Origin of the sequence: Winogradskyella maritima (assembly GCF_042650215.1) — a bacterium.
Taxonomy (GTDB): domain Bacteria; phylum Bacteroidota; class Bacteroidia; order Flavobacteriales; family Flavobacteriaceae; genus Winogradskyella; species Winogradskyella maritima.
Genome location: NZ_JBHSAT010000023.1, coordinates 354,513 through 377,124 on the forward strand (window position 1 = coordinate 354,513; position 22,612 = coordinate 377,124).

The 22,612-nt window shown below is 37.9% G+C and carries 18 protein-coding genes and 2 tRNA genes; 8 read left to right on the forward strand and 12 right to left on the reverse strand.

Going from position 1 to position 22,612, the window contains the following annotated elements:
- Positions 1-2 precede the first annotated feature (2 nt).
- From pdhA to porU, 4 genes are all read right to left on the reverse strand, one after another.
- Entirely contained in the window at positions 3-1,001 is a 999-nt protein-coding gene (pdhA, locus tag ACFOSX_RS14805; protein WP_386102992.1) for a pyruvate dehydrogenase (acetyl-transferring) E1 component subunit alpha, read from the reverse strand.
- A 131-nt stretch (positions 1,002-1,132) separates the two neighbouring features.
- Positions 1,133-1,615 carry a cytidine deaminase gene (cdd, locus tag ACFOSX_RS14810; RefSeq protein ID WP_386102995.1) on the reverse strand — a complete coding sequence of 161 codons (483 nt, stop codon included), beginning with the start codon at positions 1,613-1,615 and terminating at the stop codon, positions 1,133-1,135.
- A gap of 79 nt (positions 1,616-1,694) precedes the next feature.
- On the reverse strand, positions 1,695-2,915 hold the full coding sequence (gene porV / locus ACFOSX_RS14815) for a type IX secretion system outer membrane channel protein PorV (RefSeq protein ID WP_386102998.1): 1,221 nt from the start codon (positions 2,913-2,915) through the stop codon (positions 1,695-1,697).
- Between the two features lie 45 nt (positions 2,916-2,960).
- A complete protein-coding gene (porU, locus tag ACFOSX_RS14820) occupies positions 2,961-6,821 on the reverse strand; it encodes a type IX secretion system sortase PorU (RefSeq protein ID WP_386103001.1) in 3,861 nt (1,286 codons plus the stop codon).
- 250 nt (positions 6,822-7,071) lie between these two features.
- Here porU and gldJ point away from each other — a divergent pair, with 250 nt between their 5' ends.
- Together gldJ and ACFOSX_RS14830 are read left to right on the forward strand one after the other, a co-directional pair.
- On the forward strand, positions 7,072-8,739 hold the full coding sequence (gldJ, locus tag ACFOSX_RS14825) for a gliding motility lipoprotein GldJ (protein ID WP_386103072.1): 1,668 nt from the start codon (positions 7,072-7,074) through the stop codon (positions 8,737-8,739).
- Positions 8,740-8,801: 62 nt separating this feature from the next.
- Positions 8,802-10,082, forward strand: a complete 1,281-nt coding sequence (locus ACFOSX_RS14830; RefSeq protein ID WP_386103004.1) for a UDP-N-acetylmuramoyl-tripeptide--D-alanyl-D-alanine ligase — start codon at positions 8,802-8,804, stop codon at positions 10,080-10,082.
- A 107-nt stretch (positions 10,083-10,189) separates the two neighbouring features.
- Here the strand turns inward: ACFOSX_RS14830 and ACFOSX_RS14835 are convergent.
- A tRNA-Val gene (locus ACFOSX_RS14835) sits at positions 10,190-10,264 on the reverse strand.
- 141 nt (positions 10,265-10,405) lie between these two features.
- Between ACFOSX_RS14835 and ACFOSX_RS14840 the strand changes: the two genes are divergently transcribed.
- The 6 genes from ACFOSX_RS14840 (at position 10,406) to ACFOSX_RS14865 (ending at position 16,220) form a co-directional block, all read left to right on the forward strand.
- A complete protein-coding gene (locus ACFOSX_RS14840; protein WP_386103007.1) occupies positions 10,406-11,074 on the forward strand; it encodes a TetR/AcrR family transcriptional regulator in 669 nt (222 codons plus the stop codon).
- Entirely contained in the window at positions 11,071-11,403 is a 333-nt protein-coding gene (locus ACFOSX_RS14845) for a hypothetical protein (protein WP_386103010.1), read from the forward strand. The genes ACFOSX_RS14840 and ACFOSX_RS14845 overlap by 4 nt, the downstream gene beginning before the upstream one ends.
- Before the next feature lie 90 nt (positions 11,404-11,493).
- Complete coding sequence (locus ACFOSX_RS14850) at positions 11,494-13,101, forward strand: SulP family inorganic anion transporter (RefSeq protein ID WP_386103013.1); 1,608 nt, start codon at positions 11,494-11,496, stop codon at positions 13,099-13,101.
- A gap of 12 nt (positions 13,102-13,113) precedes the next feature.
- On the forward strand, positions 13,114-13,920 hold the full coding sequence (locus ACFOSX_RS14855) for a universal stress protein (protein WP_386103016.1): 807 nt from the start codon (positions 13,114-13,116) through the stop codon (positions 13,918-13,920).
- A gap of 40 nt (positions 13,921-13,960) precedes the next feature.
- On the forward strand, positions 13,961-14,593 hold the full coding sequence (locus tag ACFOSX_RS14860; protein ID WP_386103019.1) for a carbonic anhydrase family protein: 633 nt from the start codon (positions 13,961-13,963) through the stop codon (positions 14,591-14,593).
- 172 nt (positions 14,594-14,765) lie between these two features.
- The gene (locus ACFOSX_RS14865) at positions 14,766-16,220 is read left to right on the forward strand and encodes a CotH kinase family protein (RefSeq protein WP_386103022.1); all 1,455 of its coding nucleotides are present in this window, start codon (positions 14,766-14,768) and stop codon (positions 16,218-16,220) included.
- Here the strand turns inward: ACFOSX_RS14865 and ACFOSX_RS14870 are convergent.
- The 7 genes from ACFOSX_RS14870 to nhaD all read right to left on the reverse strand — a co-directional run bounded on the left by ACFOSX_RS14870 (position 16,217) and on the right by nhaD (position 22,607).
- A complete protein-coding gene (locus tag ACFOSX_RS14870) occupies positions 16,217-17,344 on the reverse strand; it encodes a metallophosphoesterase (RefSeq protein WP_386103025.1) in 1,128 nt (375 codons plus the stop codon). The genes ACFOSX_RS14865 and ACFOSX_RS14870 overlap by 4 nt on opposite strands.
- Positions 17,345-17,711: 367 nt before the next feature.
- Positions 17,712-17,786, reverse strand: a tRNA-Val gene (locus tag ACFOSX_RS14875).
- A gap of 161 nt (positions 17,787-17,947) precedes the next feature.
- Positions 17,948-19,168: a bifunctional folylpolyglutamate synthase/dihydrofolate synthase gene (locus tag ACFOSX_RS14880; protein WP_386103028.1), complete on the reverse strand. Its 1,221-nt coding sequence runs from the start codon at positions 19,166-19,168 to the stop codon at positions 17,948-17,950.
- Positions 19,169-19,170: 2 nt separating this feature from the next.
- Entirely contained in the window at positions 19,171-20,019 is an 849-nt protein-coding gene (locus tag ACFOSX_RS14885; protein ID WP_386103031.1) for an energy transducer TonB, read from the reverse strand.
- Between the two features lie 42 nt (positions 20,020-20,061).
- Positions 20,062-20,454, reverse strand: coding sequence for an ExbD/TolR family protein (locus ACFOSX_RS14890; protein WP_386103034.1), 393 nt, complete (start codon positions 20,452-20,454; stop codon positions 20,062-20,064).
- A 1-nt stretch (position 20,455) separates the two neighbouring features.
- Positions 20,456-21,151 carry a MotA/TolQ/ExbB proton channel family protein gene (locus tag ACFOSX_RS14895; protein ID WP_386103037.1) on the reverse strand — a complete coding sequence of 232 codons (696 nt, stop codon included), beginning with the start codon at positions 21,149-21,151 and terminating at the stop codon, positions 20,456-20,458.
- Positions 21,152-21,212: 61 nt separating this feature from the next.
- Positions 21,213-22,607, reverse strand: coding sequence for a sodium:proton antiporter NhaD (nhaD, locus tag ACFOSX_RS14900; RefSeq protein ID WP_386103040.1), 1,395 nt, complete (start codon positions 22,605-22,607; stop codon positions 21,213-21,215).
- Positions 22,608-22,612 lie beyond the last annotated feature (5 nt).

The window sequence follows — 22,612 nt, forward strand, 5'->3', positions numbered from 1 at the left end:
GCTTATATTTTATGTTGTATAAATGGGTAATCCTCCTGCTCGTAAACGGCATCGTACATTACGTTTTTCTCTGGATAAGGTGATTCTTCTGCAAACTTTTCGCACTCCTTTACCAAGTCTTTAACACGTTTATCAATCACCTTGATATCATCTTCTGTGGCGTATTTCTTAGCTAAAATAATATCCTTTACCTGTGTGATTGGATCTATTTTCTTGTATTCTTCAACCTCATCCTTAGTTCTGTAATGCTGTGCATCAGACATGGAATGTCCTCTATAACGATAAGTCTTCAATTCCAAAAAGGTAGGCCCACCACCCTTTCTAGCGCGTTGAATGGCTTCATCAAAAGCCTCAGCAACTTTCACGGGATTCATGCCATCTACAGGACCACATGGCATTTCATAACCTAAACCAAGTTTCCAGATTTCGGTATGGTTTGCTGTACGCTCAACCGACGTTCCCATAGCGTAACCATTGTTTTCACAAACAAAAACCACAGGTAAATTCCAAAGCATTGCTAAGTTAAAGGTTTCATGAAGCGAACCTTGTCTAGCCGCACCATCTCCAAAACAGCAGAGTGTTACAGCATCACTATCATGATATTTATCACCAAATGCAATCCCAGCACCTAATGGAATCTGGCCACCAACAATTCCGTGACCACCATAAAAACGGTGTTCTTTTGAAAAAATATGCATAGAGCCACCTAGACCTTGTGACGTTCCCGTAGCTTTTCCGTACAATTCTGCCATAACACGCTTTGGGTCAACACCCATACCGATAGGCTGTACGTGGTTTCTATACGCCGTAATCATTTTATCTTTGGTCAAATCCATAGCATGCAACGCACCTGCCAACACAGCTTCTTGACCGTTATATAAATGAAGAAATCCTCTGACTTTTTGTTGAATGTATACGGCTGCAAGCTTGTCTTCGAACTTACGCCAGAATAACATATCCTCGTACCACTTAAGGTAGACTTCTTTTGTTATTTTTTGCATTTAGTTGATTTATTTAGGAAAATCGTTAGGTACAATTATTTATGGATAACAAAAATAAGACTTTAAGCTAAAACTAAGAACCCGAAAAGCTCAAAAAAATAACCTTAAAATTCCTTAAAACTACGAAAACGTTATAGCACGGAACTTTCAAAAATCAAAGGCAAGAGATTTGCTAGTGAATAGGACTTCACCACTTTTCCTTCTGCACCCATAAAATAAATTTCTATAGGCTGGTCTTGTTTCGTTTCATATTCTGCAATGGCTTGTCTACAGGCGCCACAAGGTGGAATAGGTTTTTTGGTAACTTGATTTTGAGAAGCTGCTGTCAATGCCATCCTTAAGATTTTTACATTTGGGTATTGTGCTCCGGCATAGTAAATCGCGGTTCGTTCCGCACAGAGACCAGATGGATAGGAGGCATTTTCTTGATTACTCCCAGTAACGATTTCCCCATTCTCTAATAAGATGGCCGTCCCAACATGGAAGTTTGAATATGGTGCATAGGCTTTTTTGCGCGCTTCAACAGATTTTTCCATCAATTGCTGAATGTCTTTTGGAAGCTCATGGATATCTTCATAAACCGTAAGTGTCGTCTCTAGCTTTACTTCTTTCATATTACTGAAATGTCTTTAGACAAAAAAACTACTGCGTTTCCACAATAGTTCTTTGTTGTATTATCGATTAAATATACGATTAATATTCGGTATACTCTCCATCTCCAAAATTGAATGTTAGTGAGAAGCGAAGCGTATTTTCTAGCGGACTCTGTACTTTTGAAGCTGAAAATAAGTACGATAAATCTAAATTAATAGTGGTGTACTTAAAACCTGCACCGATAGCAAAAAACTTTCGCGCCCCTTTCTCTTCGGCTTCATTAAAGTAACCTGCTCTAAGCGCAAACGACTCTTGATACATGTATTCCGCACCCAATGCCCATGTAAACTCTTTAATTTCTTCACTGAAACCACCTGGTGCATCTCCGAAGGATTGAAAGATTCCTGATAAAAAGCCTACATCATTATCTTTACCTTGAGCAATAATTGTTGGCTCGTCAGCATCTTGCTCTTGGTCACCATCAGTATCCACAAAACCTAATAATGGTGGTGTTGGCACCAATAATTTAGTCACCTCAGCTGTTACTCCAAGCTTACTATTTTGGTCAAAAATAAAATCAAATCCGCCACCCAATCTTAAGTTAGTAGGCTGAAAATTTTCTTGGCCTGCATCATCATATTTGAATTTTGGACCAATATTCTGAATGGCAAAACCAGCTCTCCAGCGTCCATTAAAATCGTTATAAGCCTCTTCTTCACTTTGGTAATACCCAGTGATATCGGCACTAAAAGAACTTGCTGGTTGCGCATTAGAATTTGGCACCTGCTGAATTCTTAAATCCGAACGTAAATAACGAAGCCCGATAGACATCCCAAATTGATCTGCTAATCGTAAGGTATAGGCAATATCAGCCGTAAATTCATTTGGTTTAACCTGAATACCAGGATCGTCTTCACCTTGGGTCAATGTAATTTCACCCAAACTGAAATATTTAAAACTCGCAGACACAGCGCTTTGCTCATTGATTCTATTGAAATATGTGGCATAAGCTATGGAAATGTCATTCACCAAACGGCTTAAATAAGGTGTATAACTCAGTGAAAGTCCAGATTTAGCTTCAGAAAAAACATATTTTGAAGGGTTCCATTGTTGTGAATAGCCATCTACAGAAGTGGCAACGCCCATGTCTCCCATAGATGCCGCTCTCGCGTCTGGAGCAATCAACATAAAAGGAACACCTGTTGTAATTACTGAAGATTGATCAGGAAAAATAATGGTTTCCTGTGCCGTAGCTGTATGGATAAGCGCGACAGATAAACATAAAAATGTCGCTTTTTTTAAGTTTGAAAATGTAGTCATATGTAGTGTTAGATAGCTTCTAAGGTTGACAAATATAAATGTTTCTTATAGGATGACAAGTTTTTGAATCTTTTCAACCTGCTTATTTAAACGTTGAGATTTCACTTTTAGTTTATAAACGTACACACCTTTTCCGATTTTATCGCCAAAATCATCCCGACCGTCCCAAACCAAATCGCGAGATAAGGTACTTGTAGACTTACCCGATGTGTTGGTTTGCCCGTTTATAGTTTTTACTAATTTCCCTGATACTGTAAAAATTTGAACCGATACATCCAAAACATCAGCACTGTTATGGTTAAACCAAAACTCTGTGTAATCTACAAAGGGATTAGGATAATTTAAAACATTATCGATAACCAGCTCTTCATTGTTGTTAAACACCAAAAATTGGATTTCAGAACTCGATGAATTATTATAGACATCCCAAGCTTTAAACGTCAGCGTATGCAATCCAGGTTCAATATCCCTTAAAGCATAAGTAACCGTACCACTGGTAAAATCATCCACCGATGCGGTATAATAATCATTAAGTACTATAGGATTAGTTTCGTCACCATCCAAAATTGCGGTAATATCATGCCCTATACCACTCGCTGTATTTATTCCATTATCATCCTGAAGTTTTGCCAAAATAGAGGGCGCTTCATTAGTGATACCGCCAGAGACAAAATTCTCGTCATTCATAAACAGATTAATTACAGGACCAATATTATCCTCTTCAGCATTTTCATTAATACCACCAACTTGTATATCAAAATTAGACCCTGCTTGATCCTTTAACACACCATTTTGCTTGGCATAAAAACTTACTTTACCATTACCAACTGGGATACCAATATCTTTAGGAACCACAAAATTGACATCAAAACGACCATTCGTGACCGTAGCCTGGCCGTTGAATATTGTTTCACCCAATGTGGTAAAATCTAAAACAATCAATGAGTTATCAGATTCACGTCGAGTACCGTCATTCGCTAAGGTGCTTCGTTCTATTTCCTTATCAAAAACCGTTGTGGTAACAATACCATTATAATTAGTAAGTAAATTACCGTTTGCATCAGTCACTTCTCCTGACAATTTTACCCTGTCCAAGGATTCTAAAATATCCGGATTTTGATTCAATGCCACATCGTTAATTTGCGTCAGCCGAATATTGGGTTGTGGTACGGCCAATTTCATAGCTGGATCACCGATAAAAAATACGAGTCGCTTTTGAAAGTCACCAGACAACAAAGGGTCTTGCTTTGTCTGCCTTAAAGCTTCAGCAATTGAAGGATAGTCATTAGAACCGTAAGCAAATAAGTAATCTTCTAACGCCGTATTGTATCGAGTTCCTGTACCCACGAAAATCTGGCGTGTTGTTGTTATCAAACTTACCGCACCTCCTTTTTTATTCCAAAAAGTAAATTCACCAGCCGTATCTCTACCGGGGTCGTCAAATTTGGTATACTCACAGGTTACTGTAATAAAGCAGTTAAAGCGACAATTATTATTGACTTGTTGGGCATCAATTCTATCGAAAATACGTTCCCCAGCCAATCCATCTTCGCCTCCATGACCAAAGTAATTAACAACTAAAGCACCTACATTTATGGCATCTTTTATGGCATCCGTAGCTTCAGGATAGCGATCGCCTCCCGCAGAAGACTGTTGTTGAAATGAGTCGGAATGTACTTTTATAACATTAAAAAATGGTTTTTGATCCTCAACTTCTTCAGCAATCTGATCCGTTGTGGCCTGTAACACTTCTTCAAACGGAGCATCTACATCATCAGAAATCAATAATAGGTTATTTCGCCAGCTACCAAAAGATTCCGGTTGGTAATAGGCTTCTATTTTATCAACAATGTCCTTAGCGCGTTCTAAATTTTCAACTAAAATCCGACCGGTGGCTAAATCCAATCTATCTGAAATAGTCATGCCACCTTCTCCCGGGTCTAATATGCCAAAGTAATCATCAGAAATGAAGGATGCGACTAAACTAAAGCTGTTGTTAGAAAACCAAGAAGGCACAATGTTGGTATTGTTTCGCAATCTATCCTTATAGTCATATGATGCATCTCCAAACAGACACAAATATTGAATCCGCTGATCGGGCGAACTCGCATTATCGTAAACGTATCTTATAAAATTTCTTATGGCAGCGATATCCTGATTACCCGTACTGAATTCTGAATAAATTGAACTCAGACTCACCACCTTTACATTTAAATTGTATTGTTGGCGATTAATGTTGGCCAAGCGTTCTGCCTGCGATCTTAAAAACTCGGGTGTTAAGATGATGTAATCTATATCTTCAAACTGTCCTTGGGCATTGTTAAAAATAGTGCCCTTTAAATTTTGATTTGCTACTCTACTTGTATTGTCTCGCTGTGGTTCTAATGTGTTATTTTCTGAAAACGCAATGTAACGACGTGCTTCCCCTGCAGTGGCTTTTATGGAGAAATCTGAAGCGCTTTCAGAATTAGTAGATGACCTAATATTAAACCGATCCGTTACATCCCAAACCTGATCGATATTGCCCGAATTGCTCAAGGTATATTGAGCGATACCCGTTTGGGAGGCTACGTCTAGCTTAGTAAAAATGAGTTGCTCGCCTTCATACTGCAACTGACGCGTTGCCCTTACATTAATATAATCCAAAAAAGATTCTGCTGAGGGATTTCCATTATTATTATACGTCAAATCAACCTTTACCACATCGGATGAAGCATTGACATTGCCAAAATAAGCACCACCACTTGCTAAATTTGAAGAGCTTAAATCAACACTCGGAAAATTAACCGTAGACTCCAAAGCACCATTGACTGTGACATCCATTGAAGTCGGCGATTCTGAAATAGACCCAAAAGTCGCTTGAATATTCACAGGCTCTGAAGTAACGAGGTTTGGAAATTCAAATTCATAGGAGCGCTCGGTAACTATGTCAAACTTTTCAGAAAACCAACGTCGTCCCAGTTTTGCAATGTTAATCTCGTCTATTTCGTAATACTGATAGGCGTCAAAGGTTGTAATGTTATTGACTGGAGAACCTTCAGGCTGTACCAAATTTTGAATGCGTTTACCGCTCCCAGAGGTCAATGCAACGTAATAATAAACTTTGTCGGTATATAAATTAAGATTTGTATTACTTTCTTGAGACCATTGGTCTGGCCCTTCCGCATAAAACAAAATATAATCATTGTTATCTATGCTCCCGTCGTCTTCGCCCACAAACTGAATGGCATTTTCTTCCGCTTCAATTCTATTTTCTGCCGCATTAACCAAGGGCAACATACGACCACCAAAGCCATATATTTTTACATTTCTGGGATCGGCATCATTTACATTTAGACCTAACTGACTTAGAAAATTACGGGACAAACGATAAACACCAGTTTTTTCAACGTAAAATCGAAACCAGTCACCGTTACTTAATCTAGCATCAGAAATGGGTTGATTTCGAGATGAAGACACCAATCTATTTGTGGAAGATTGATTATAGGATACAGAAAAACGCTCTACCTTTTTAAGGACACCATTATCATTTATAATTGGAGACACCTGTAAGACTGCGGAGGTTTTGTTTCGTGCCTGCGCAGTTTTAAGGCTGTAGTTTAAGCTTGAAGGAATCGTCTTAACATCTAAATCTTTCAATTCAGATTTAGATATTGGTGAATAACTCACGTTAGAGATAGTAAGGGAGGCGTCGTCAATGGATCCCGAAATTGCCCACTCATCATAATACGTCAATCCAATCTCTGGATGATAACTAAAATGACGATCCGAAAAATGTGGAACAATCATTTTACCATATTCATTTTGAAGAACAGTTGTGCCATCCCATTGAATTGTAAAATCCTTTTGTTGGGCAAAACCTAAAAAAACAAAAAAGAGAAATACTAGGGTAAAGTTCTTTTTCATGATACAATAACGCCATCAGTTGACCCTTATTATGAAGCCTTAAATTTTATTTCAAAAGTACAACAATAATTCAATTTGGTTCACGTTATCATAGGGCAAAATAGGGCGTTGAAACGGCAAAAAGTCCGTTGTAATGTTTAAAAAAAAGGATGAAATGCATATTTTTTGTCGAATTCATCGATAAAAAGCTTGCGCGTTTACCTTTAATTACTATATTGCACGTCTAAAATAATTGAACTTACTTAAACCTATGGATATGAATTATGTATCAAACCTAAAATTATTTGTCGTTGCCGCCCTAGCGATGACGGTAGTTGGCTGTAGCAAAAAAGGCAGCTCTAGTAACGTTGATAGCGCAACAGGTTGGGCCATCAACGACAAGCAAGGTGGTTTTCAATACAACACTAAATTTAAGGAGCAAGAAACGCCTCCAGGAACCGCATTTGTAGAAGGTGGTACTTTTACAATGGGTAAGGTACAAGATGATCCAATGCACGATTGGAACAACACACCAAACCAACAACATGTTCAGTCCTTTTATATGGATGAAGCTGAGGTGACTAATCTTAATTATCTATACTATTTAGATTATCTAAAAAGTGTATATCCTCCTGAAGATCCAAATTATGCCTCTATATATAAAGGAGCATTACCAGACACTTTGGTTTGGAGAAACCGTTTGGGCTACAATGAAATGATGACCGAGAATTACTTACGTCATCCGGCTTATGCCAATTACCCTGTTGTAGGTGTAAGTTGGATCCAAGCTGTTGAGTATGCCAACTGGAGAACAGACCGTGTGGCTGAAATGGCCTTACAAGAAGCTGGTTACCTAAAGCGTGATGCACAGTATACGGATTTAAATGCTGATAGTTCATTTAGTACAGATACATATATCAATGCGCCGTCTCAGACGTATGGCGGAAATGAAGATGTACTTAAAGGTGGTAAGCGTAAGCCAATGGTTGATGCTGATGGGAATGAATATAATGTATATGCTTCTAGAGAGACAGGAGTTATTCCTGTAAAATTCAGACTTCCAACAGAAGTTGAGTGGGAATATGCCGCATTAGGGCTTAGCGAATTAAGAAATTATAACACCTACAGAGGACGTAAAAAATATCCTTGGGATGGACAGTATACCAGATCTGGTAAGCGTGCAAATCGTGGGGATCAGTTAGCTAACTTTAAGCAATCTGATGGTGATTACGGTGGTATTGCAGGATGGTCTGATGATGGTGCTGACATTACACAAGAAGTAAAGTATTACGAGCCTAATGATTTCGGTCTTTACGATATGGCTGGTAATGTTGCAGAATGGGTTGCTGATGTTTATCGCCCAATAGTAGACGATGAATTTAATGACTTCAACTACTTCCGTGGTAATACTTATTATAAAAATGCCTTGAATGAAGATGGTACAGTTAAAATTGTAAATGAAGTTGTTTACGATACTCTAAGTAATGGTAAAATCGTTGCTAGAGTCTTACCAGGAGAAATTGAGCAAGTAGCAGTTGATGATAACGAAACATATCTAAGAACCAACTTTGACAGAGCTGATAACAGAAACTTTCGAGATGGTGACAAAAAATCGTCTAGATACTATCGTGACAATTTTGATGAGGAGGAAGAGTTTGGTACACGTAAAATGTACAACTCTCCAAAGCATAAGATTCAGAGAGATTCAGCAAGTGGTGAATTGATTAAAGAATATGATACTTCTAACAGAAAAACTTCGCTTATCAATGATGAAGTAAGAGTTTATAAAGGAGGGTCTTGGAAAGATCGTTCGTACTGGATTGACCCAGCACAGCGTCGTTACTTCCCACAAGATATGGCTACGGATTACATCGGATTTAGATGTGCAGTATCCCGTGTCGGTTCTAAAGCGGATAGCGATAAGAAAACAAGAAACTAAAATATATCCCTTTTTGATACTAAAAGTCCTAACAATCGTTAGGACTTTTTTATTTTTATAACATGAATAACGAAGACCTACACCATAAGTTTTTGGAGTGCTCTGGCGTCAGTACAGACACCAGAAAAATCGAACCAAATAATATGTATTTCGCCCTAAAAGGCGATAATTTTGACGGCAATGCTTTTGCAAAACAGGCCCTAGAAGCTGGTGCAACTTATGCTGTGGTTGATGATGCCAGTATTGTTTTAGATAAAGAGCGTTATATTTTGGTTGATGATGTTCTACAACGTCTTCAAGAATTAGCTAATCATCATCGCCATAGTTTAAATATCCCAATCATTGCGCTTACCGGAAGCAATGGAAAAACAACTACCAAAGAATTAATACACGCCGTATTGTCTACCACTTACACTGTTGGCGCTACTAAAGGTAACCTCAACAACCATATTGGAGTCCCCCTGACGCTTTTAAGTTTTGACAGTAATTTAGATTATGGTATTGTTGAAATGGGCGCCAACCATCAAAAGGAAATTGAATTTTTATGTTCCATTGCAGTACCAAATTTTGGGGTGATCACCAACTTTGGCAAAGCACATATGGAAGGCTTTGGTGGTATTGAAGGCATCATAAAAGGTAAATCCGAACTTTATGATTATCTAAAAAGCCACAACGGGTTAGCGTTTATAAATTCTGAGGACCCAAAGCAAATGGAGCAACTTGGTTCTTACGGTAACAGATACACCTTTGGGCCAAAAGGAGCCGATACACAAGTTGCTTTTAGTCATGCCAATCCTTTTGTGACAGGAACTTATAATCAAACTGAATTCTCTAGTCAATTAATCGGGGGTTATAATTTTACCAATATTGCCATTGCCATTTCCATAGGCGAATACTTCGACGTGCCTGAAAGCTCTATCATAAAGGGCATTGAATCATATACACCGACCAACAACAGGTCACAAATTATGGACAAAGGCTCTAACCATATAATTTTAGACGCCTATAATGCCAATCCTACTAGTATGAAGGCCGCCCTACACAATCTATTTCAATTAGAAGCGTCCCATAAAGTAGTTTTTTTAGGCGATATGTTTGAACTTGGTGATTATGCTAAAGAAGAGCATCAAGCCATTGTGAACCTTTTGGAATCTGAATTTGATGGTACAATTTTCTTAGCTGGAGAGAATTTCTATGATACCGAAAGGCAAGGAAACACTAAAGCCTTTAAAACTTTTGAGGACTTAAAAAATGAAATAAACGATATTGAATTTGAAAATGCTACAATCTTAATAAAAGGATCGCGAGGTATGGCTTTAGAGCGTGTTTTAGATTTTATCTAGACAGATAATTTGCCTATAAATATTTTGATTCTCTACGACCATACTGATTTAACCCGCTCCTGAAAATAAAAAATCCACATCTTACGACGTGGATTTTCTGTTTGATGTGGGTCATACTGGATTCGAACCAGTGACTTCTACCCTGTCAAGGTAACACTCTAAACCAACTGAGTTAATGACCCATTAGTGGATGACAAATGTAAAGATTTCTTTCAGCTTCGCCAGTATTTCTTCGAAATAAAATGAATTCTTCTATTGGTTAAAAAATAGTTAAACTATTAAAATTCAATAGTGTTACTACTGTTTTTGTATATTTGTCTTTTATGCAAAACCTTCCAGTACATATTACCATAGACAGTGCATTGTACACTAAGGATCCAAATTCTTCAAAATTGGGTCAAAATATTGTATCGCATAGTATTGATATGATTGACGAATTAGGTTTTGAAGCTTTTACCTTCAAAAAGCTAGGAACACGTATTGGGTCTAATGAAAGTTCTATCTATCGCTACTTTGAAAGTAAGCACGTTCTATTGGTTTATCTGATTTCGTGGTACTGGAGTTGGGTGGAATACACTATGGTTTTTTCTACAAGTAACATTGCTTCACCCGTAGAACGTTTAGAAAAATGCATATATATTTTAACTAGAAAAATTGATAAAGACAATGATTTCTCATACATCAATGAGATTAATCTTGGAAATATTATTATTTCCGAGTCGTCTAAAGCCTACCATACCAAAGCCGTAGATAAAGAAAATAAGTTAGGTTATTTTAAAACCTACAAGCGCGTGGTGCAGCGTGTCAGTGACATTGTTTTAGAAATAAATCCTACTTACGATTTTCCGCACATGCTAATTTCTACTGTCATTGAAGGTGCTCATCAGCAACGCTACTTTTCTGAACATCTCCCCTCATTAACCGATGTTAAAAAAGGAAAAGATACTGTAGTAAATTTTTATACTCACCTCGTATTTAGAGCTATTACATGATAAAGAAACAACTAAATACCTGTATTCTTTTTAGAACATTGGTACTCAGTGTTCTTATAATTGGGCTGCTTTCTAACCCTATTTCTATAACCCTAAACGCATTTTTTGGTTGTGACAATGAGATAACTCTTGCGGTATCAGACTCCGAAAACGAACAAGAAGAAGAGCAACAAGAAAAAAATGAAAAACAAGATGAAAAACTGACGTTTGAGCAGTTTAATTTTGTGTCTCTTAATTTACGTTGGTCATCAAACACTACATTTTTAGGCTTAACGACCATGTACGATTCCATTGATTTGGATCAGTTTATTCCGCCTCCGGAAGCATAATCATTTATGCTATTCTTAATTTCAGAATAAGTATTCTGACCATTAACCATTAATTGCCCTTTGTGGGCTCAACCTTTTATTTATTACTTAATGAATTCTTCAAATCCTTTTAAAAATTTTAAATCAGACATACCTGCGAGTATTGTCGTTTTCTTTGTAGCCCTACCACTCTGTTTAGGTATTGCATTGGCCAGTGGCGCACCACTATTTTCAGGTTTAATTGCTGGTATAGTTGGCGGTATCGTCGTCGGTGCACTAAGTGGTTCCCATGTTGGTGTCAGTGGCCCTGCCGCAGGTTTGGCAGCTATCGTCCTTACCGCTATTAGTACCCTTGGCGGGTTTGAGAACTTTCTCCTTGCTGTGGTCTTGGGTGGTATTATTCAAATTTTGTTTGGTGTACTCCGCTTAGGGATTATAGGTTATTATTTTCCATCGTCGGTCATTAAAGGTATGCTTACGGGTATTGGTATCATTATTATTTTGAAGCAAATTCCTTACTTCTTCGGTCTGGATAAAAATCCAGAAGGCAATTTTGCATTTCTTCAGATTGATGGTGAGAATACGCTTTCAGAATTACTTAAAACCTTAAATGCAATCATAAGTGGTAATATTGATTATGGTGCTACTATAATTGCTTTTGTTGGAATTTCCATTCTAATTTTATGGAGCAATGTCTTGAGTAAAAAAGGGAAAATTTTCAACCTCATTCAAGGACCACTAGTGGCTGTTGTGGTAGGGATATTGTTCTTTATTTTTACGAAGGACAGTTCTCTTGCTTTGGCGCCAGAACATTTAGTATCAGTGCCTGTACCAGACGGATTCGATTCTTTTCTAGGTCAATTTACAACACCTAATTTCTCATTAATCGGGAGCACCCAAATTTGGATTACGGCATTTACAATTGCATTAGTAGCGAGTTTAGAAACACTATTATGTGTTGAAGCAACGGATAAACTAGATCCAAGAAAACGTGTAACACCGACTAACCGTGAGCTTTTGGCGCAGGGTACAGGAAACATTGTTTCTGGTATGATTGGTGGATTACCAATAACACAAGTTATCGTTAGAAGTTCTGCCAACATTCAATCTGGTGGAAAAACAAAAGCTTCAGCTATAATCCATGGTTTTTTATTAGTAATTGCCGTTATATTAATTCCGCGATTAATTAATAAAATTCCGTTGTCCGTTTTAGCGGCCATACTCTTCATTGTTGGATATAAATTGGCAAAACCAGCTCTATTTAAAAAGATGTACGATTTAGGTTGGAAACAATTCCTACCGTTTGTGGTCACTGTTCTTGGTATCATTTTCACCGATTTATTAATCGGGATTGGCCTAGGGCTTGCCGTTGGTATCGCTGTAATTTTGATTAAGAGTTTCCAGAATTCTCACTTCCTTCATATTGAAGACAAGAGCAACGGAAAACACAAAATTAAAATGACCTTGGCAGAAGAGGTAACTTTCTTTAACAAAGGTGCAATTTTAAATGAATTAGACAGCCTTCCAAGAGACACGTTCTTAGAGCTTGACGTGAGAAAAACAAGATATCTAGATAATGACATCATTGAAATTCTTGAAGACTTTTCAGAAAAAGCCCGAAACCGTAACATAGATATAAAACTGATTTCAGAACGTGGTATCGTAGAGAACCCAGACAGTTTTATAGAGTTCTTTCAACTGCGACCAAAAGACGCATAAAATCAAAACAAGATGAAAACTTCAAATAAAAATATCTTGGTTTTATTAGACCTAAACAAAAAAAACGACCACGTAATTGACAACACAATTAAACTAGCAAAAGACAATTGCTCTTCTGTTGAGTTTTTGAGTGTAAAATCAAAGCTGAGACTTTTAAAAGGGGACAATCAACTTTCGGCAAAACGTCAATTAAATGATGAGCTTAAGGCTGAACACAGCATCCAGAGAAAAATCAAGGAATTGCGTAGTGAGTGTCCATCCTTGAGTATAAAGCAAACCGTCACCACTGGCAGTCCTAAAGCAACCATTAAAAATCACTTAAAGAAAAACGACTATGACGTAGTGGTTTTAGGAAAACGACAAGTAAAGCCAATTCATTTATTCGGAAACAATGTTACTAAAACAGTCGTTTCAAACTATGATGGTGACCTATTTATAACGGACAGCACCAATAATTTAAATCAAATCGAAAATAAGTCTATCGGAGTTTTGGAGCGCCCTTCGCTAACAGAAGTACCTTCAAATCCGCTTGAAGCCATAGTAAAAGAGAAGCCTGTAAAACGTTTCAGAATTTTGGGAGAGAAAGCTACATTAAATGCCGATACTTCCAACGAAGTTGTCAAAGGCTATGAGTTTGAAGAAAATGACAAAACCTTTAATACGTTGTCTAACTATATCAAAAAAGATAATGTGGGTGTGTTGTGTTTGGCAAAGCCAGAAAAGAAAAATGCTAGAGCCAAGTTCAATTCAGATTTAAATAATGCCATGAAGAAATTTAACTGTTCTTTATGGATTAGTAATCTTGATACAGCACAATAATCATTATTTTTAATAATAACTTTAACAAAAACCATAAAAAATGAACGCACATACTAAAGAGACCCAAGCGGGCATCAGCCCAGATAAAGCTATAGATTTACTTAAAGAAGGTAACCAACGTTTTCAAAACAGAAAAGCCCACAATAGAGATTTGTTATTGCAAGTTGACCAAACAAGTACGGGTCAATATCCTTTTGCAACGGTATTGAGCTGTATCGATTCTAGAGTTTCTTCCGAGTTAATTTTCGACCAAGGTATTGGTGATATTTTCAGCGTACGTATCGCTGGGAACTTCGTTAACGAAGACATTTTGGGAAGCATGGAATTCGCTTGTAAATTAGCGGGGACTAAAGTGATTCAGGTATTGGGTCATACCAGCTGTGGTGCAGTAAAAGGCGCTTGTGACCATGCAAGACTAGGCAACTTAACAGCGCTTATCAACAAAATTGAGCCAGCCGTTGAAGCGGTTAAAGAACCAGCTGATGAGTCGCAACGAAATTCAAAAAACATTGATTTTGTGAATGAAGTAGCACTAAAGAATGTTGAAATGACCATCAATAATATTAGAAACCGTAGTTCTGTTTTAAAGGAAATGGAAGACAACGGAGAAATTAAAATTGTTGGCGGTATGTATGATATTTCTAACGGTGCCGTGACTTTTCACGAGTTCTAAGAAAGTAATATATTTTGAAGGAAAGCCCGACGTTTTGCGTTGGGCTTTTTGTTTTCTAAATATTGGCATGGAACGTGAATCATAAATTAAAACCAAACAGAGGCAACTAAATTACCTTTGGAGTTAACCTAAATTTAATTAAACAGTACTTTTACAGCATCAATCGTCAGACATGTTTTTTAAAAATCAAATCACAGTTCTATTCGCTTTTGTAATACTACTTTTCTTTCATTCTACAGGAAGAGCACAACATATCACCGCCAAAAAAGGGAGTTTTGGTGTTGATGAAACACATAAGCTCATCGTTTGGCATCATTCCAATTTGGATGCCCTCAACGGAAAAAAGGCTAAAACTATCAATTTTAACGATACGTTTGAAATAGCCGATAATACTACTGACTTTTCATATTCCACATCGTTTAAAGTCTCTAAAAGTGGTGAAATATATGACCTATACATTACAAGATTGCCTTTGGTTCACATCGCTTTAGATACCACAGTGATGACGAAGGACAAAAAGCGTCCAGGGCACTTTACTTATTTTAACAAGAACACTTATCAAGAAAGTGCAATGGGGATTCGTATACGCGGTAATTTGTCACTGACCTTTCCCAAAAAATCCTACGATATTGAATTCCGTACTGATACCATATCGAAAATCTCAAAAGACTTAAAATTTGAAGGCATGCGGTCCGATGATGATTGGATATTGGATGGTCTTTATAACGAACCACTTAAATTAAGGTCTACCATCGCCACAGGACTGTGGTCTGATATCCATAAACCTTATTACCAAACTAAAGAGCCTAAAGCCCAAAACGGATTTGATGTTGACTATGTTGAACTTTTTAGAAATGGTGAATATGTGGGATTGTATGCCTTGTCTGAATCCGTTGACAGAAAACAATTAAAATTAAAGAAGAATAAAGGCAGTACCGTTCGGGGCGAATTATTCAAAGCCAACTCCTATGATGGTGGTCCTGAATTTAAAAAAATAACAAAAGCCTACGATAACCTTTTTCCTCATTTTACAGGCTTCCGGATGGAATATCCTATAATTGATTACAAATCGTACTGGGATGATTTGGCACAGCTTCTAGACCTAGTAATTAATCAATCAGATGCTGTTTTTTCAGAACAGATTGAAGAAAAATTCAATGTAACTAACGCCATTGACTATTTCATTTTCGTCAATGTAATGCGAGCGTCGGACAACCTTGGTAAGAATTATTATCTGGCGAAATACGACACTAAAGAACCGTATTTCTTTGTGCCTTGGGATTTAGATGGATCTTTCGGTGTAATTTTGGAAGGTCGACGCGTTCCAAATACCAAGGGTCTTTTAAGCAACGGACTTTTCGACAAATTGATGGCAACTGACACCAATGATTATAAGAACAAGCTTAAAACTCGATGGGCGTCATTAAGACAAAACGAACTTAGTACAGAACGTCTTCTTCAACTTTTTCAAACGCGTTATCAGCAATTTACAAATGAAAAGATTTACGAACGAGACCAGCGTTTATGGCCGAAACAAACTACAAATGAAGAGGATTGGGACTATTTAAAATCGTGGTTAAATGAAAGAATGTCCATTCTAGATACAGAATTCAGCAACCTTGATTAATCCTCCAACTCTGTTTTAGAGCCTTTGGCGTCCACGATATATTCGTCGCCATCTTCAATCAAAAGTCCTTGGGTTTTACCTGAAAATTTTTTGTCCCCATGTTTTACATCCGTCCGGATGATTTTACCATCAAAATCTGAAGAAATTGTTTTAACAACCGTATGACCGATGACTATTTTTTTGGCATCATAGTAATCGAGTAGGTCATCGAGTTGGTCTTCGTCAATTTGGGAATAGCGCTTTGTAGAGGTCACTAAACCACGATACCAAAATGGACCTAATCGACCATATAAAAATTGGGTGGATTTATCGAGATTGTCTTCAAATCCAAAATACTGCTTTCTAACTTTGGCATTAATGTCTTTTAGGCTCAACTTAAACGCTAAAAGCTCAGGGCTCAATCCTGCATGAACAAATAGATAGTCCCCTATTTTTTCAATAATATTTTTACTGGCAAGCCATTTTCCCAATTCAGAATTTTTGGAATACAGGTATTTAATCGCCTCCTTTTCGTCTCCTTGTCTACTGATATCTTGGGCTACTCGTATGTATTTCCCGAGATTGTATCTGAAGTCTCCATGAAAGTTCATCACTTCGTGATTTCCTAGGATAAAGTGTACCATCCCTCCTGCTTTTTTGGCTTGATGGTCTAAATTATATATGAGCCAAAGTACCTGCGTTACATTCTTGCCTCTATCTACAAAATCCCCAACGAGCACCAATTTTCCATTGCCGTATATCCAATTATGCTCTTCATCTATGACTTTATTTGCATAAAGGAAACTTGAAAAGGCATTAAAATTCCCTTCGATATCAGAAATCACAATCATTTTTTCTGATTCCTTGTGAACACTTTTGGGAACCTCATAATCTTTATGAAGCGTTAGATAAAATTCATCGTCATGACTATTATCGACACGAACAACCAAAGAGTCTCTACGGAAACGAGGTGTCCCTATGAGCTTATTTTCAGCAGTTACGACGAATAGTGTATCGCCTATAATGTATGGCCCATCCTTTCCATTAAGTTGAAGGGATTTTCCCTTGTTTGTTATTGAACTTTTCTTTTTAGAAGTTTTTGAATCGGACTCATTTTGAGATAATAGTAGTGCTGAACTAAGCATGCATAGTATAAGTAAGCACAATGTTTTTGTGCAGGTAGTTCTAATATTTACTTTAACCTTATTCATTGTATTGACGGCCATGATTCATAGCTATTGTAATATAGCATTTATCTTGCCAGAAGCGAAGTAATTAGGAATTCATTTGGCTTTAAAAATTAAGGCGGGATTTGATTTGCAGAAATACTTCGAACCTTTAATATTCGGAGATTAAATATCCCGGAGCGAAACCGCTCCTGCAAATTAAATCCCGTGACGCTATCGCGTCACTTGGTATTTTTGTTTTTTAAAAGTGCTCCAAACCTTTGGTTTTGCACTTTTGAAAAACAAAAATCCCGATTTGCAATTGCAAATCGGGATTCATTTGATGTGGGCGCGAAGGGATTCGAACCCCTGACCCCTTGGGTGTAAACCAAGTGCTCTGAACCAACTGAGCTACGCGCCCGAAAATGTTTTTTTCGGGATTTGAGAACTGACCCCTTGGGTGTAAACCAAGTGCTCTGAACAACAGAGCCCTGTCTGCCGACAGGCAGGTACGCATGCCCTCAAATTGGATTGCAAATATAGATTAGTTTTTAAAACCTCAAAAGGATTTTTAAAATAATTTTAGAGAATTTCAGCGACTACAAACGTGCTTCCGCCTACATAAATACAATCTGAATTCTTTGCATTTTGAAGTGCTTTTTTATAAGCTTCAGAAACAGATTTGTAGGCATTTCCTATAAAGCCGTTTTGTATAAAATAATCCTTGAGTTCCTTAGCATCCTTTCCGCGTTGCACATTAGGTTTACAGAAATAATAGTTCGCCTCTTTTGGCATTAAATGAATAATAGAATCCAAGTCCTTATCCTTAACCACACCGAAAACGATATGAAGGTTTATAAAGTCTTCCTTTTGAAGTTGATTCATGGTTATGGCAAGGCCTTCCTTATTATGCGCCGTATCACAAATCACCTTAGGGTTTTCATTTAGAATTTGCCATCGCCCTTGAAGGCCTGTATTGGCAACGACATTAAGCAAACCTTTTTTAATATGGCTTTGATTGATTATATAACCTTTCACTTTAAGAATTTCTAAAGCCTGTATAGCTGTATTCAAGTTTTCAGTTTGATAATTGCCTAGCAAATCAGTTTCAAACTGAGGTTTTGGCACTTCAGTATCCGCAAAAATGATTTCCGAATTTGTGCTTTTGGCCTTTTCAACAAAAATAGGTTTTGTTTCTTTTTGGGTTTTGCCAATCACCACGGGGATTTCAGGTTTTATGATGCCTGCCTTTTCAGATGCAATTTCTTCCAACGTTTCGCCTAAAAATTGCTGGTGGTCATAACCGATGTTTGTGATAATCGATACTTCTGGTGTGATGATATTTGTAGAATCTAAACGCCCACCCAAGCCCACTTCGATAACGGCGATATCAACTTTTTGCTTTGCAAAATAATCGAATGCCATACCCACGGTCATTTCAAAAAAGGAGCAGGAATTGGATTCAAAAAATGCTTTATTCCGACGTACAAAACCCATTACAAATTGCTTAGATACTATTTGGCCATTGATTTTAATGCGCTCCCTAAAATCCTTTAAATGGGGCGAAGTATACAGTCCAACCTTGTAGCCAGCTTCTTGAAGTACGGATGCCAGCATGTGCGAGGTTGAGCCTTTCCCGTTGGTACCACCGACATGAATGGATTTGAATTGTCTTTCAGGATTATTAAGCTGTTTGGAAATTTTAAGGGTATTGGTCAGGTCTTTTTTAAAGGCTGTTTTTCCCTTGTTCTGATACATTGGAAGTTGACCAAATAACCAATCTAAAGTCTCTTGGTAATTCATCTCTATTGAGACACATCAAAGTTGATACTCACAAAACCAATTTGTCGAGCTGGTGCATTGGAGTCTGCTGGCCATTTATGGGACATCGCAATTTTTTTTGCAGGCTCCAACAAACAAGGATGTGTATTGGTTGTTCCTCTCACACCAGGTGACGCAGAAACAACACTACCACTACGATTGACTTCAATCTTAACCACAACCAATCCGTATTCATTACATTCTTGCTTATAGATTTGTCGTGACGGGCGACCTCGTCCACCTAGTCCATAGCCAACGCCACCTTTTCCAGGGCCAGAACCACCAAAGTAACTTGGCGCATAAGGGTCGCCTTCTGGTCGTCCTTTATTACCTGCCTGTCCGTCTGGGCCTTCGCCACCATCTGTATTTCCGCTAGAATTTTTAACGCCTCCGATTAAGTCATCTAAGCTCTTACGCTTTTCAGCTTCTTCACGTCGTCTGCGTTCTTCTGCTTCACGCTTTTGACGTTCTACACGTTCGGCATCAGCCTTTGCTTTCGCCTCTGCTTCCTTTTGTTTTCTTATGGCAATCGATTCAGCAGTTTCGCTGGTCAAGACATCTTCAGCTTTAGGTGTTTTTTGTTGGGGCTGTATCTTTGGTTCTTGAGGTTTAGGTTGCTCAACAGGCTTCGGAATATCTGCTTTTCTAGGATTGCTTAACGGTTTGTTTCCGCTTCCGTAATCTGTTGTCCCGAAATTTACGGCGACGCCATATTCTTTCGGCGGGTCTAAATATTGAGGGCCAACAACAAACAGAAGCAACAATAGGATAATGGTCAATAGACCGGTTATCCTTGCTGAATTACGTTCGTGTTTTGTCTCGAAATATTTCAAACTAAATAGGTTTTAAACTGATGGTTTCAAAAACAATGCCGTTTAATTGGGTTGTACGGCTAAAATGACTTTGAATTTATTTCTATTGGCAATGTCCATGACTTTAACCACATTTTCTACAGGTACTGTTTTTTCCGCACGCAAAACAATGGTTGGCTCACTTTGGTCGGCCAATAAATCCACCAATTGATTTTCCAATACGCTTACACCCACTCGTTTTTGGTCGATGTAATAGGTCAAATCCCCTTTGATACTCACAGCAACCGAACGTTTGTTTTCGGTCTTACCGCTTGCCTTGGGCAAAATAATGTCTATGGCACTGGTACTCACTAAAGTCGATGCTATCATAAAGAAAATCAACAGCAAAAAGACAATGTCCGTCATGGACGACATATTGAACTCTGGCGTGACCTTATTTCTTCCTCTAATATTCATATTAGACAGGTTCGTTTAAGTGGTCTAAAAACTCTACAGAATTAGCCTCCATTTGGTAGACCACTTTATTGGTCTTAACGACTAAATGGTTGTAAGCGATATAACCGACAATACCAACAATTAAGCCTCCAACGGTAGTTGTCATTGCAGTATATAATCCGCTGGCCAGTGTATCCATCTCTATGGTGCCGCCTGCATTGGCCAATTCAAAAATGGCAATTATCATCCCAATTACGGTTCCTAAGAATCCTATCATTGGTGCCGCGCCCGAAATTGTGGCAAGGACACTCACATTTTTCTCTAACTCATAAACTTCGAGTCTTCCTGCATTTTCTATAGCAGTGTTGATGTCTTCGAGCGGTTTTCCGATTCTTGAAATTCCTTTTCCGATTAAGCGAGACACGGGAGAATTTTGTTGTGCACAAAGGATTTGAGCCGATTCAATCTTACCATTACTGACATGATCTTTAATCTGATTCATAAAGTTTGAATCCACTTTCGACGCCGCTTTTATGGCAAAAAGACGTTCAAAATATATATAAGTAGCCACAACCAGCAACACGAAAAGGATACCGATGATTACCATTCCGGCGGTGCCACCACTTCCAATTAATTCAATTATGGATAATGTTTTTTCAACAGATTCGCCATCTACAGGCAATTCTGCTCCGTCTTGGATATTATCTTGTAATATCATAGTTTCAATAAAAGGTTTAATTCAACTAGATTAATAACGCCAGCTTTCTGAGTTAAGTATATTAGAACAACGTTCGGGTGACCATAAAGGCTGCAGCACCGGCGATAAATCCGACTAAGGCAAGCCACGCAATCTTTTTAAGATACCAGAAGAAATCAATTTTCTCCATACCCATAGCAACAACACCTGCAGCTGAACCGATAATCAGCATACTACCTCCTGTACCAGCAGAATAGGCAATAAAATGCCAAAGCTCATTATCTAGAGGTTCACTAAACATCCCTAAACTTGCCGCAACTAGTGGCACGTTATCGATGACCGCAGAACCAACTCCGAGTAATAAGACTACCAAATCCGAAACGCCTCCAGAATGCATTTCTGTTCCCATTCTAGGCATAGTGTCTTGAAGCGTATTTGCAAAACCGAATAAAATACCTAAAGATTCCAAAGCAGCAACTGCCATTAAAATTCCGAGGAAGAATAAAATACTTGGCATTTCAATTCTTGATAAAGAACGGTGAATTGGACTGTGATGTGATGAGTCTATTTGTTCACCCAGTTCCACTTGAGCCATGCTAAAGCGTGAACTCGTGTAGATTTCAGCAAAAATGGCGACTGCACCTAAGGACAACATCATGCCAACATATGGTGGTAAATGTGTAATCACTTTGAAGATTGGAACGAAAATTATAGCGCCTAAACCAAGATATAACATGGTTGAGCTAAATCTATTTTTTGGCTTCTCTTCTACTTCATCAGGAATATCTAAATTCCCCTGGAAAGGTTTTAGGAACGACGCAATAAAAGTTGGTACAATCATGCACAATAAAGATGGAATAAAAAGATACAGGAACAACTTACCTGTAGACACCTTATCGGCAATCCAAAGCATGGTCGTCGTCACATCACCTATAGGCGACCATGCACCACCTGCATTGGCCGCAATGATGATTAAACCGGCATACCAGATTCTAACAGAACGATCTTTAACTACTTTTTGTAGAATGGAAATCAATACAATGGTTGCCGTTAAATTATCGATGATAGCAGAAAGAATGAAGGCTAAAATGGCAAAAATCCATAGGATATTCTTCTTCTTTTTTGTTTTAATAAAGCCTTTTATTGTTGAGAATCCATCAAAATAATCGATGATTTCAACGATAGTCATCGCACCTAATAAAAACACTAGAATCTCAGCAGTTTTACCTAAATGATGCAACAAGGATTCTTCCATGATATGCATTTTCTCTTCATGGCCTAAGGCACCAAAATTCTCTAGCAGTGTGTGCTTAGCCGAATCAAACCACTGAGGGAAAGCATCTATACCAAGAGATATTAATGCCCAACTCACCGCCATCATAACCAATGCAGGAATAAGCTTATCAATTTTAATACTGTGCTCTAAAGTGATGGCCAAATAGCCAAAGACAAAAACAAGAATTATAATGGTTTCCATATATC

Coding starts and splice junctions, on each gene's coding strand:
- pdhA (WP_386102992.1), bottom strand. CDS start 1,001: ATGCAAAAAATAACAAAAGAAGTCTACCTTAAGTGGTACGAGGATATG.
- cdd (WP_386102995.1), bottom strand. CDS start 1,615: ATGAAAGAAGTAAAGCTAGAGACGACACTTACGGTTTATGAAGATATC.
- porV (WP_386102998.1), bottom strand. CDS start 2,915: ATGACTACATTTTCAAACTTAAAAAAAGCGACATTTTTATGTTTATCT.
- porU (WP_386103001.1), bottom strand. CDS start 6,821: ATGAAAAAGAACTTTACCCTAGTATTTCTCTTTTTTGTTTTTTTAGGT.
- gldJ (WP_386103072.1), top strand. CDS start 7,072: ATGGATATGAATTATGTATCAAACCTAAAATTATTTGTCGTTGCCGCC.
- ACFOSX_RS14830 (WP_386103004.1), top strand. CDS start 8,802: ATGAATAACGAAGACCTACACCATAAGTTTTTGGAGTGCTCTGGCGTC.
- ACFOSX_RS14840 (WP_386103007.1), top strand. CDS start 10,406: ATGCAAAACCTTCCAGTACATATTACCATAGACAGTGCATTGTACACT.
- ACFOSX_RS14845 (WP_386103010.1), top strand. CDS start 11,071: ATGATAAAGAAACAACTAAATACCTGTATTCTTTTTAGAACATTGGTA.
- ACFOSX_RS14850 (WP_386103013.1), top strand. CDS start 11,494: ATGAATTCTTCAAATCCTTTTAAAAATTTTAAATCAGACATACCTGCG.
- ACFOSX_RS14855 (WP_386103016.1), top strand. CDS start 13,114: ATGAAAACTTCAAATAAAAATATCTTGGTTTTATTAGACCTAAACAAA.
- ACFOSX_RS14860 (WP_386103019.1), top strand. CDS start 13,961: ATGAACGCACATACTAAAGAGACCCAAGCGGGCATCAGCCCAGATAAA.
- ACFOSX_RS14865 (WP_386103022.1), top strand. CDS start 14,766: ATGTTTTTTAAAAATCAAATCACAGTTCTATTCGCTTTTGTAATACTA.
- ACFOSX_RS14870 (WP_386103025.1), bottom strand. CDS start 17,344: ATGCTTAGTTCAGCACTACTATTATCTCAAAATGAGTCCGATTCAAAA.
- ACFOSX_RS14880 (WP_386103028.1), bottom strand. CDS start 19,168: ATGAATTACCAAGAGACTTTAGATTGGTTATTTGGTCAACTTCCAATG.
- ACFOSX_RS14890 (WP_386103034.1), bottom strand. CDS start 20,454: ATGAATATTAGAGGAAGAAATAAGGTCACGCCAGAGTTCAATATGTCG.
- ACFOSX_RS14895 (WP_386103037.1), bottom strand. CDS start 21,151: ATGATATTACAAGATAATATCCAAGACGGAGCAGAATTGCCTGTAGAT.
- nhaD (WP_386103040.1), bottom strand. CDS start 22,607: ATGGAAACCATTATAATTCTTGTTTTTGTCTTTGGCTATTTGGCCATC.